Raw genomic sequence first — 11,528 nt, forward strand, 5'->3', positions numbered from 1 at the left:
GGGGGGGGGGCCCCCCCCCCGGGGGCCAGTGGCCCGGGCCGTCAGTTTTCGGACTTGCCGCGGCGCCAGTAGCCCATGAATGCCACCTGCTTGCGGTCCATGCCGGCATCGCGCACCAGATAGCGGCGCATCTCCTTGATCACTCCGGCCTCCCCGGCCAGCCAGGCGTAGAACGGCTGGGTGGACACCGTGGCGGTCTCCCAGAGGATCTGTTCATCCACGTCGACGTCCTCGGGTTCCGCCCCGGTCATCACGGCGCCGGCGGCGGGAATCGCCACGATGTCGCGCACCGCGGCGGCCAGCAGCTCGCCGTGCGGATGGGATCCGCGCGGCAGCCACTGCACCGACACCCCCGAGCGAGTCGATGAGCCCTGGATGTCCCCGGTGTCGGGTACCTCTATCAGCGCATGTCCGGTGACCCCGGCCGGCAATGCCTCAAGGATGGAGCAGATGGCCGGCGCGGCGGTCTCGTCGCCCGCCAGCAGCACGCGCTTGGCAGCCCCGCGGCGGAACTCGATGCCGCCGTAGTTTTCGTCGCACAACCCCGCGTTGGGGCCCAGCAGGAGCATCGCGTCGCCGACCTGAGCCTGCGCGGCCCACACGGTGGCGGGTCCGCCGACCAGCATGCCGCCCTCGGTGCGCAGGTGCAGCACGAAGTCGATGTCGATTTCCGCGTGTTCGCCGCGGTTGTCCCGGTGCCCTGCAGCACGCAGCGCCCGCACGGTGTAGGTGCGCATGTCCCCGCGGGATTCGGCAGGCAGCGCCAGCCAACGGCGGTACCAACCGCCGGCATCCTCGGCATTCAGCCAGGCACCCGGGCGCAGGGAGTCGAATTCGGAAGGCAGCTCCGGCGCCTGGGCACCGGGCTGCGGGGCCGGCGGGATCATGAGCTTGATACGCAAATCCAGCGGCACTTCCCCCGCACCGAAGTGCCCGAGGTCAGCACCGGTGAGGGTGATCCGCCGGTAGTTCGCGCTGAGCTCGGTGGTTGCCAGGACGCGGGTGGAGAAGGCCAGCATCTCGCTGATCTCCTCGGCGCGCTGCAGCCCGTCGCGAGGCGCCGCTTCCGGTGCGTGTGCCCCTGCCACGGCCGAAGCCGGGGCGCCGGCGGATGCTTGAGGTTCCGGGTCCACCGCCGACGTGGCGGCCACGGAGCCCGCCTCCAGCCCGGCATCGGGGTTCTGCGTGCGGTAGATGCCCTTGGCTGCAAGCACCGATTCGGCGCGCAGCACGCGGTGGCGGCCGATCGGCAGCACCAGCGGGGTTCCGGCCACGGGATCCGGGATGACCCGGCACGGCATGCCGAAGACGTTCTTGACCATGTCCTCGGTGACCACCGCGGCGGGGTGCCCGGCCGCGACGATCTTGCCGTGCTTCAGCGCCACCAGGTGGTCCGCGTAGCGCGCCGCAAGGTTGAGGTCGTGCAGCACGATCACCACGGTGGTGCCGCGGGAGCGGTTGAGCTCGGAGATCACGTCGAGCACCTCCAGCTGGTGCGCCACGTCCAGGTAGGTCGTCGGCTCATCCAGCAGCAGCAGCTCGGTTTCCTGGGCCAGGGCCATGGCGATCCAGACGCGCTGGCGCTGCCCGCCGGAGAGCTCGTCGATGGGCCGTTCGGCCAGGTCGGTGGTGCCGGTCAGGTTCATGGCGCGGTCCACCGCCGCCTCGTCCTGGGCGGAGAAGCGCTTGAACCAGCCCTGGTGCGGGTAGCGGCCGCGGCCGATGAGCTCGCGCACCGTGATCCCGTCCGGGGCGACGGGGGTCTGCGGCAACAGCCCCAAGAGCTTGGCGACCTCGCGGGCCGGGCGGGAGTGGATGTCCTCCCCGTCCAGCAGCACCTGTCCCCCGGCGGGCTTGAGCAGCCTGGAGAGTCCGCGCAGCAGCGTGGACTTTCCGCAGCCGTTGGCGCCCACGATGATCGTCACCTCGCCCTTGGGCAGCTGCAGCGAGAGCTCGTCGACGATGCTCACCGAATCGTAGGCGAGTGTGAGGTCCTGTGCTTCGAGAAGTGCCATGCGTACCCTCAGCTTCCTTCCTTGTTGGCGCGCACCAAGACCCAGATCAGGAATGGTGCTCCCAGTGCGCCGGTGACGACGCCGACTGGCAATTGTATGTCGTGCAGGATATTGGTGGCGATGAAGGTCGCCGCGGTGACCAGCAGCGCGCCGATGAACGCCGCGGAGAACAGGTTGCCGCGTCCGGCGCTCAGGCGCAGGGCCAGCGGCCCGGCCAGGAAGGAGACGAACGCCAGCGGGCCGGTGACCGCCGTGGCCACCGCGGTGAGCCCGACCCCAAGCAGGATCAGCCCCAGCCGGGTGCCGCGGACAGAGAGCCCCAGCCCGGCGGCGGTGTCGTCGCCCAGTTCCAGGATCCGCAGTTTTCCTGCGGCGGGCACCAGCAGCGGCAGCAGGATCGCCAGCGCCGCCCCCAGCATTCCCGCCCGCTCCCAGGTGCTGGCGGACAGCGACCCGGTCAACCAGCGCAGCGCATCGGAGGCCATGCGGATGTCGGTGCGGGTGAGCAGGTAGGAGATGATGCCCTGCAGCATGGCTGCGACCGCGATGCCGGCCAGGATCAGCCGCGCCCCGGTGTGCTTGCCGGCATCGGCGATGGCGTAGATCAGCAGCGCCACGGCCAGCGCGCCGGCGCAGGCGATCAGCGAAAGCCCGAGCCCCTGGGCTCCGAAGAACAGCATCCCTGCCACCGCCGCGGCGCTGGCCCCGTAGCCGACGCCGATGACGTCGGGGCTGGCCAAAGGGTTCCGCAGCATGCGCTGGAAGATGGCTCCGGAGGCGCCGAACGCAGCCCCTGCCAGCACGCCGACGGCCGCCTGCGGCAGCCGGTCCTCCCAGAGCATGAACGAGACCCCGGGCACCCGTTCCCCGGACAGGGCCGCCAGCAGGTCGGGCAGGGCAATGGGGTGGTGCCCGGCCACCAGGTTCAGTACGACGGAGACCACGATGCCCGCAGCGGCCAGCAGGTTGACCCGCGCCACCGGCCCGATGCGGCGCCTGGCGCGGGGCCGACGGTTGCCGCTCCCGGTCGCTTCCGGTGGGGACGCAGGTGTTTGCCTGGGCTTCGGCACGCGCACGGCGGCCGGCACGGCTCCGGCCGGCGCCCGTGAATCGCCGGCAAGCTCGATGGGGGGAACGGGGATGGCGGTGTCGCCGAACCCGGCCAGCGTCTGGCGGCTCACAGCGTGACCTTCCTTCCGCGGCGCAACAGCCAGAGGAAGAGTGGCGCGCCAATCACCGCGGTCATGACCCCGACCTGGATTTCCGCGGGCGGGGCGATCACCCGGCCGACCACATCGGCACCCAGCAGCAGCACCGGGCCCGCGAGCATGGACAGCGGCAGCAGCCAGCGGTAGTCCCCGCCTGCCAGCACGCGGATCGCATGCGGCACGATCAGCCCGACGAAGCCGATGGGTCCGGCCAGCGCGGTGGCGGCGCCGCACAGCAGCACCACACCTGCGGCGGAAACGGCGCGGCCGCGGCCCACGCGGAACCCGAGCCCCACGGCGGAATCGTCGCCCAGCGCCAGCGCATTGAACAGCCGGGCACCTGCCAGCACCGCGACGGCACCGAGCGCCAGGAACGGGGCGACGGCGAGCATCTCGGGCACCTCCCGGGCACCGAGCGTGCCGACCTGCCAGAACCTGAAGCGGTCCAGGGCCTCCTGGCCGACCATCAGCACGGCGTTGGTCAGCGACCCCAGGCCCGCGGCCATTGCTGCCCCGGCCAGTGCCAGCTTCAGCCCCGTGGCTCCGTCGCGGCCCAGCGATGCCACCAGATAGACCAGCAGCGAGGCTCCGGCGGCTCCCGCGAACGCGAAAAGGATGTAGCCGTGCAGCGTGGACACGGCGAAGAACTGGATGCCCACCACCACGGCCAGCGCGGCACCCGCATTGACGCCCAGGATGCCCGGGTCGGCCAGCGGGTTGCGGGTGATGCCCTGCATCCCGGCTCCGGCCAGTCCCAGGGCGGCGCCGATCAGCAGCCCGGCAACGGTGCGCGGGATGCGCGAGGCGACGACCGCATGGTCCCCGTTGGCCGGATCCAGGTTGGCCAGGGCGTCGAAGACGGTTGACGGTGCGATGGGCCGGGCGCCGATGAGCAGGGACAGGAAGAGCATCGCGACCAGGGCTGCAGCGAGGACCAGCCCCAGCATGGGTGCCGGCATGAGGCCGGGGCGCCGGGCGGGTATGCGGGAGCCTGATTGGCTCGCGGCCACCGGGCCCGGTGCATCGGGCGCGGACACCGACAACGCCCCTGATCGGTTCCGCTCAGGGATTTGCGCGCTCACGGATTGACCACCGTTTCCCGGTCCAAGGTTGGCGTCGTGGCCCTAGACTGGGGGCCATGAGCAAGCCCCAAGCCACCCGCGCCTCCAACCAGGCCGCCTACTATCTGGCTCCCAATCCCGGACCGATGTCGCTGGACGGAACCAATTCCTACATCCTGCGTGCACCGGGTTCCGAGCATGCAGTCATCGTGGATCCGGGACCCGAGCACGCCGCGCACCTGGGGGCGCTGGCCGCCGAATCCGTCGAGCTGATCCTCATCACGCACCGCCACCATGACCACACCGAGGGCATCGACACGCTGCACCGGCTCACCGGCGCGCCCGTCCGCGCTGCCCTGCCGGAGCATTGCCGCGAGGCCAACGTGCTGGTTGACGGGGAGGAAATCCACGCGGCGGGCCTGCGCCTGCGGGTGCTGGGGACCCCGGGGCACACCTCCGATTCGCTGAGTTTCCTGCTGCCCGACGACGGGGCGAACGGCTCGATGCTCACCGGGGACACCATCCTGGGCCGCGGCACCACCATCCTCGATGCGCCCGACGGCACCCTGGGCGACTACCTGGCCTCGCTGGACAAGCTGGAGGCGGCGCCCGATGCGCTGGTGCTGCCGGCGCACGGCCCGGTGTTGGGGTCCCTGCACGACATCGTGCGCGAATACCGCGCGCACCGGCACGAACGCCTGGCCCAGATCCGCGCCGCGCTGGCGCAGATCCGGGCCGCTTCCGCGGACGGGCCCACCATCGCCCAAGTCACCGACGCCGTCTACGCGGACGTGGATCCGCGGGTGCGACGGGCTGCCGAGATCTCCGTGGCAGCGCAATTGCACTACCTCAAGGAGTCCGAAGCTTCCTGACATTGCGTGTGGGTTCCCGCCTGATCGGTGCCGGTGCGTGGGTGGGGTGTGCCGGCTACTTGCCGGCGGCTGCCTGCGCGCCTGCAGCGAACACCGGGACGACCTTGTCGATGGCGTAGGGCACCGACAGCGGGGACGCTGCCGAGATGGCGAGCACCTCCATGTCGTTGGCCGCTGCCACCAGTCCGCCCTTGCCCACTGCGGGGATCTGGGCGAAGAGCTTGTTCTTGGCGATCGCGTCGGTGCCCGTGGCTTCGTCGGCCCAGGTGAAGAAGAGGTCGGCGTCGAGCTCGTTGGCTCGCTCGGCGGTCCAAGGCAGGTAGAACTCGCCGTCCTTGGCATTCTCATCGACGATCTTGGCCTGGGTCATGCCCAGCGCGGTGAGGAAGCGCGGACGGGAATCCCCGGTGGCGTAGAGGCTGATGGTGTTGTCGGACGGTTCCAGGTTTCCGGCGATGAACGTGGTGTCCTTGAAGACCGGGTTCGCCTCGGCGGCCGCGGCGATCTTGCCCTCGACGCCGGTGATGACGTCCTTGGCCTCGGCGTCCTTGCCCAGGGCCTGGCCAACCGCGGTGGTCACGTCCTGCCAGCCGGCGGTGTAGTTCGGTGCCACCGGGCCGATGACCGGCGCGATCTTCGAGAGCTTGTCGTACTCGTCCTTCGTCAAGCCCGAGTAGCCGGCTACGATCAGGTCCGGCTGCGCCTCGGCCAGGGCGGTGAAGTTCACGCCGTCGGCCTCCGAGTACTGAACCGGGGCCTTCTCGCTGCCGATCGAGGCGCCGAGCTCGGCGAGCTTGGCGTCCTTCCAGTCGGTGGAGCCCTGCTTGTTGTTGCCCCAGGTGTCCTCGGCCATGGCCACCGGAACCACTCCCAGCGCCAACACCGCATCGGCGTTGACCCAGGAAACCGTGGCAACGCGCTCGGGCTTCTCGGTGATCTCGGTGGTGCCGTAGATGTGCTTGATGCTGACCGGGAACGCGGCGCTTGCCGCTGCGGAGCTGCTCGCCGGGGCGCTGTCGGCGGCTCCGCCGCAGGCGCTGAGGGTCAAGGCAAGGGCGGTTGTTGCTGCGGCGATGAGGCCGGCGCGTCGAGTGAACTTCATGTGAGTGTGGAATCCTTTGCGATTCAGCGGTGGAAGCGAGGGAGACGAAGCTTGTTCGGCAGACACGGAGATGAGCTAATTCACAACGACCTGCCGAGTAAGGCTAACCTCACTAAATCCAAATACGCAACATGACTCGGTCCTAATTGGTCACAAAATGCCGCGTCGCAGGATGACAAATCCCCGTCATCTCGCACCCCAACCCGACCCCTGGTGACTAGGCTCACATTATGAACGAAACCTTGCCCCCGGACACCACGAACCCGCACCGCAGCCGGGGCACGGCCCTGGTCACCGGAGCAACCGCGGGGCTGGGGGCCGAATTCTGCACGCAGCTGGCCGCACAGGGTCATGACCTTGTCATCGTGGCCCGAGACAAGCGGCGACTTGGTGAGGTTGCGGCACGGCTGCATGCGCAATTTGCCGTCAACGTGGAAGTCCTCGCCGCGGATCTGGTGACGGACGAGGGGACCGCGGCAGTTGCCGCCCGCCTCGCTCTTGAATCAAGCCCCGTGTCACTACTGGTCAACAGCGCAGGGTTCGGATTGCGCGGGAACTTTGCCGACAACAACCTCGGCGAAGAGCTCGCGCACCTGCGCATCCATGCCCAGACGCCACTGGTCCTGATGCATGCGGCGATCGACGCCATGGGCACCCGCGGCGGCGGGCGGGTCATCAATGTTGCCTCGGTTGCTGCATTCACTCCGCGCGGGAGCTACTCGGCAGCGAAGGCCATGATTGTGAACTTCAGCAGGTGGGCCAACGTCTTCTATGCTGACCGCGGCATCTCCGTCACCGCCTTGTGCCCCGGCTTCGTGCGCACTGAATTCCACGACCGCATGGGCGCCGACAAGTCCAAGATTCCGTCATGGGGCTGGCTGAACGCATCGGACGTGGTGCGCCGGGCCCTGGGCGACAGCGAAGCGGGCAAGTCGATATCGATCCCCTCCAAGCGCTACAAGATCGCCGTCACCTTGGCACGGATCGCGCCCGACGCCTTGGTGGAGCGGTTGGCCCGGCGAGGACGCTGACGAGGACTGCCCATTAAGGCCGCCCGCCACACACCCCGCGAACCGGCGCAGTCCAGCCTCCCCAGCCATTCCGCCCGGACCTCGGCACATGGCGACGTCACGCTCGAGACGCATATCGCAATATGACGGAGATTACTTTTACCGACGAAAGGTGCACAGTTTTCCCGGGTTCACGGCACTCATTAGGCTACCCTTCCCTTCCGTTAGGTCGGAGGCAACAACCCATGAAGGTTGTCCGGTTTGCACATAGGCGTGCCTTATCTATAGCGTTTCAACCAAGTTCATTTACGCAACGAGGTAGTTCGCTAATTGCCGAAGGCCTCGAGCAGCAGCCCCACCATCGGAGTTATACATCGTGAAGACCCCTGTTCGAGTCGTCCTTGGCGCACTCGCCGCCGGCGCATCCCTGCTGGCACTCACCGCTTGCGGTGGCTCCACCGAGGCCGGCGCCAACGCCGCCGACGCGAAGACTGTCAGCATCACCCACGCACAGGGAACCACCGAGGTTCCGGTCAACCCCGAGACCGTCTACACCTTCGACCTGGGCATCCTCGACTCGATGACGGCCCTTGGCCTGGAGGCCGACGGCGTCCCGGAAACCGAATACCCCGAAGCGCTGTCCAAGTACAACGACGCGGCGTTCACCAAGATCGGCGCCATGAAGGAACCCGACTTCGAGGCCATCGCCAACGGCAACCCGGACCTGATCATCATCACCGGCCGCACCGCCCCGGCGTATGAGGAACTGTCAAAGATCGCCCCCACCGTCGATTTGACCGTGGATGCCACCAAGCCGCTGGAGTCCTTCAAGGAGCAGGCCGGCAAGATCGGTGCGATCTTCGACGTCGAATCCAAGGTCGATGAGAAGCTCGCGGCACTCGACACCAAGATCGCCGACGCGAAGGCCAAGAGCGCCAGCGCAGGCAAGGGCCTGATCATCATGACTTCCGGCGGAGAGCTGACCGCCTACGGCGCAGGTTCGCGCTTCGGCCTGATCCACGATGTGCTGGGCGTAGCCACCGTTGCCGACATCAAGTCCGAGGGCTCACACGGCGAATCGATCTCCTTCGAGTTCCTGAAGACCAACAACCCCGACACCCTGTACGTCGTGGACCGCGACTCGGCCATGGGCACCTCGGGCGAGGCCGCCAAGGCCGTGCTGGACAACGAGCTGGTTGCCTCGACCAACGCCGCCAAGAACGACAAGATCGTGAACCTGGACTCCAACGCCTGGTACATGATCGGCTACGGACTGAACAACACCGCGAAGATGATCGACGAGGTCGCTTCGGCCCTGTAGGCACCGCCTCGTCGACGACTCCCACACCATGAGCGCACCAGTACTAAACCGGCCGGCCGCCGCGGAGCAAGTTCCCGCGGTGGCCGGCCGGCGTTCCAGAAAACCCTCGGAATCCACCTGGCTTCTTCTTGGCACCATCGCCGTGCTGTTGCTGTCGGCCGTGAGCCTGTTCGTCGGGGTCTCCAACGTCACCCTGCCGCAGCTGCTGGCCGGCGACCCCGAGGCATGGGACCTGTTGTGGATCTCCCGGGTGCCGCGCACCCTGGCCGTCGTGCTGGCCGGAACCGCGGTGGCGGTCGCGGGGCTGATCATGCAGTTGATGGTGCGCAACCGCTTCGTCGAACCCTCGACCGTGGGCACCGTGGAGTCCGCGACCCTGGGCATCCTGGTGGTCACCGTCGCACTGCCCGCCGCCCCCATCATGCTGAAGATGGGCGTGGCAGGCGTGTTTGCGCTCGGCGGCACCGCACTCTTCCTGGCCGTGCTGGGTCGACTGCCGGCCCGCAACACGCTGCTGGTGCCCATCGTGGGCATCATGCTCGGCGGTGTCATCGGCTCGGTCACCACGTTCTTCGCCTACAAGTACGATCTGCTCCAGACGCTGAGCAACTGGATGATCGGCGACTTCTCCGGGGTGCTGCGCGGGCGCTACGAGCTTCTGTGGCTCGTCGCCGCGCTCACGCTGGCCGGCTACCTCGCCGCAGACAGGTTCACCGTCGCGGGCCTGGGTGCGGACTTCACCACCAATTTGGGCATGAACCACAAGGCGATCATGCGCCTGGGGCTGGTGCTGGTCTCGCTGATTTCCGCCGTGGTGGTCACCACCGTGGGCGCCGTGCCGTTCCTGGGTCTGATCGTGCCGAACATCGTCTCGCTGCTCTTCGGCGACAACCTGCGCCGGGCCGTGCCCTGGACCGCACTCTTCGGCGCGGGCTTCGTGCTGCTGTGCGACATCATCGGACGCACCATCCGTTTCCCCTACGAGGTCCCCGTGGGCATGGTGATGAGCGTGCTTGGCGCCATCATCTTCCTGGCCCTGCTGCTGAAAACCAGGAAGTCCAATGCCTAAGACCCTCGCCCCCGTTCCTGCTTCGGTCCCCGGGAACCCCGGGCCGCGCCGTCCGCGCGCCGGGTTCACGCTGCGTTCGCTGTCCCCCAAGACCATTTCACCCGGAACGCTGATCATCGTCCTGGCGGTCGTCGTCCTGGGCTGCATCGCCGCGTTCATGACCCTGGAGCTACGCGGGAACCTCTCCTACGCGTTGACCCGCCGCGGCATCCGCGTCGGGGCCATGCTGGTGGTCGCGGTCGCCGTGGGCCTGTCGACGTTGATGTTCCAGACCGTGACGGCCAACCGCATCCTGACCCCCTCGATCATGGGGTTCGACGCCCTGTACATCCTGATCCAGACCGCCCTGGTGTTCACGCTGGGCTCCTCCACGCTGCTCACAGCCTCCCCCGCGCTAAAGTTCGGGGTGGAGGTGGGGCTGATGATCGTGTTCTCCGCATTGCTCTACCGTTGGCTGTTCACCGGCGGCACCGGCTCGCTGCACCTGATGCTGCTGGTGGGCATCGTCATCGGCACGCTCTTCCGCGGGTTCTCCTCGCTGCTGCAGCGGTTGATGGAACCGAGCGAATACATCGTGCTGCAGGATCTGTTCTTCGCCTCCTTCAACCAGGTCGACTCGGTGCTGCTGGGAATCTCGGCGGCCATCGTGGCGCTGGTGGCCGGCGTGGTGTGGAAGTTGCGCAAGACCTTCGACGTGCTGGCCCTCGGCCGCGACACGGCCGTCAACCTGGGCGTGGACCACCGGCGCATCGTCACGCTGGTGCTGGTGCTCTGTTCGATCTTGGTCGCGATCTCCACCGCGCTGGTGGGGCCGGTGACCTTCTTCGGGCTATTGGTGGTCTCGCTGGCCTACCAGATGGTGCGCAAGTTCTCCCACGCCGCCCTGATTCCCATCGTCTGCCTTCTCGGTGCCATCACGCTGATCGGCGGCCAGCTGGTGCTGGAGCGCGTCTTCGGCTTTGCCACGGCACTGAGCGTGATCATCGAGTTCGTCGGCGGACTGCTGTTCCTCTACCTGCTGTTGAAGGGTTCCCTGAAGTGATTTGCATTGATTCGGTGACCAAGTCATACTCCGGGACCACCGTGGTGGACGCGGTAAGCACCACCATTCCCGCCGGCGGGGTCACCTCCATCATCGGGCCCAACGGCGCGGGGAAATCCACGCTGCTCTCGCTGATTTCGCGGCTGATCCCGATGGACGCCGGTTCCGTCTCGATCGCCGGCCTGGATATCGGGCGCACCCCCAGCAAGCAACTGGCCAAGTCGATGGCGATCCTGCGGCAGGAAAACCACATCACCATGCGCCTGCGCGTGCGCGACCTCGTGGGCTTCGGCCGCTTCCCGCACTCGGGGGGCCACCCGACCGCGGAGGACGAGCGGCACATCCTTGAGGCGATGGAGCAGCTGGACCTGACGCCGCTGGCCGACAGGTTCCTGGACGAGCTCTCCGGCGGGCAGCGCCAGCGCGCCTACATCGCCATGGTGCTGGCCCAGGACACCGACTACCTGCTGCTTGACGAGCCGCTGAACAACCTGGACATGAAGCACTCGGTGGAAATGATGCGCATGATCCGCCGGCTGGCCGACGAGCTGGGCAAGACCGTGGTCATCGTCATCCACGACATCAATTTCGCCTCCTGCTACTCGGACACCATCCTGGCGATGCGCGAGGGCGTGCTGGTGCACCAAGGGACGCCGGCGGAGATCATGACCGGGGACGTGTTGCGCGACGTGTACGACATCGACATCCGCATTGAGGAGATCGACGGCAACCGGATCGGCGTGTACTTCGCCTGATCGCGCGTGCGGCGAGCGTGCGGCGAGCGTGCGGCGAGCGTGCGGCGAGCGTGCGGCGAGCTGCAGGCGGCGG

Annotated in this window: 10 protein-coding genes; 6 read left to right on the plus strand and 4 right to left on the minus strand. The window is 67.9% G+C overall.

Going from position 1 to position 11,528, the window contains the following annotated elements; translation table 11 throughout:
- Positions 1-41: 41 nt before the first annotated feature.
- Genes ACLQ7E_RS02070 through ACLQ7E_RS02080 form a run of 3 tightly spaced genes read right to left on the minus strand, consistent with a single transcriptional unit; the run spans position 42 to position 4,182 of the window.
- The gene (locus tag ACLQ7E_RS02070) at positions 42-2,015 is read right to left on the minus strand and encodes an SIP domain-containing protein (RefSeq protein ID WP_411730884.1); all 1,974 of its coding nucleotides are present in this window, start codon (positions 2,013-2,015) and stop codon (positions 42-44) included.
- Positions 2,016-2,023: 8 nt separating this feature from the next.
- Complete coding sequence (locus ACLQ7E_RS02075; RefSeq protein WP_411730885.1) at positions 2,024-3,196, minus strand: FecCD family ABC transporter permease; 1,173 nt, start codon at positions 3,194-3,196, stop codon at positions 2,024-2,026.
- Positions 3,193-4,182, minus strand: a complete 990-nt coding sequence (locus tag ACLQ7E_RS02080; protein ID WP_411730886.1) for a FecCD family ABC transporter permease — start codon at positions 4,180-4,182, stop codon at positions 3,193-3,195. Before ACLQ7E_RS02080 ends, ACLQ7E_RS02075 begins: the two co-directional genes overlap by 4 nt.
- A gap of 179 nt (positions 4,183-4,361) precedes the next feature.
- Here ACLQ7E_RS02080 and ACLQ7E_RS02085 point away from each other — a divergent pair, with 179 nt between their 5' ends.
- Entirely contained in the window at positions 4,362-5,156 is a 795-nt protein-coding gene (locus tag ACLQ7E_RS02085; protein ID WP_411730887.1) for an MBL fold metallo-hydrolase, read from the plus strand.
- Between the two features lie 55 nt (positions 5,157-5,211).
- Here the strand turns inward: ACLQ7E_RS02085 and ACLQ7E_RS02090 are convergent, their stop codons facing one another.
- On the minus strand, positions 5,212-6,258 hold the full coding sequence (locus ACLQ7E_RS02090; RefSeq protein ID WP_411730889.1) for an ABC transporter substrate-binding protein: 1,047 nt from the start codon (positions 6,256-6,258) through the stop codon (positions 5,212-5,214).
- A gap of 230 nt (positions 6,259-6,488) precedes the next feature.
- Between ACLQ7E_RS02090 and ACLQ7E_RS02095 the strand changes: the two genes are divergently transcribed.
- From ACLQ7E_RS02095 to ACLQ7E_RS02115, 5 genes are all read left to right on the plus strand, one after another.
- Positions 6,489-7,289, plus strand: coding sequence for an SDR family NAD(P)-dependent oxidoreductase (locus tag ACLQ7E_RS02095; protein WP_411730890.1), 801 nt, complete (start codon positions 6,489-6,491; stop codon positions 7,287-7,289).
- Between the two features lie 355 nt (positions 7,290-7,644).
- Positions 7,645-8,589 (plus strand): siderophore ABC transporter substrate-binding protein, encoded by a 945-nt coding sequence (locus tag ACLQ7E_RS02100; protein WP_411730892.1) that lies wholly within the window; start codon positions 7,645-7,647, stop codon positions 8,587-8,589.
- Positions 8,590-8,617: 28 nt separating this feature from the next.
- Positions 8,618-9,658: an ABC transporter permease gene (locus ACLQ7E_RS02105; RefSeq protein WP_411730893.1), complete on the plus strand. Its 1,041-nt coding sequence runs from the start codon at positions 8,618-8,620 to the stop codon at positions 9,656-9,658.
- Complete coding sequence (locus ACLQ7E_RS02110; protein ID WP_411730894.1) at positions 9,651-10,700, plus strand: iron chelate uptake ABC transporter family permease subunit; 1,050 nt, start codon at positions 9,651-9,653, stop codon at positions 10,698-10,700. Before ACLQ7E_RS02105 ends, ACLQ7E_RS02110 begins: the two co-directional genes overlap by 8 nt.
- Positions 10,697-11,455, plus strand: coding sequence for an ABC transporter ATP-binding protein (locus ACLQ7E_RS02115; protein ID WP_411730895.1), 759 nt, complete (start codon positions 10,697-10,699; stop codon positions 11,453-11,455). Before ACLQ7E_RS02110 ends, ACLQ7E_RS02115 begins: the two co-directional genes overlap by 4 nt.
- The last annotated feature ends 73 nt before the right edge of the window (positions 11,456-11,528 follow it).

The organism is Paeniglutamicibacter sp., from assembly GCF_046714615.1.
In the GTDB taxonomy this organism is placed as follows: Bacteria; Actinomycetota; Actinomycetes; order Actinomycetales; family Micrococcaceae; genus Paeniglutamicibacter.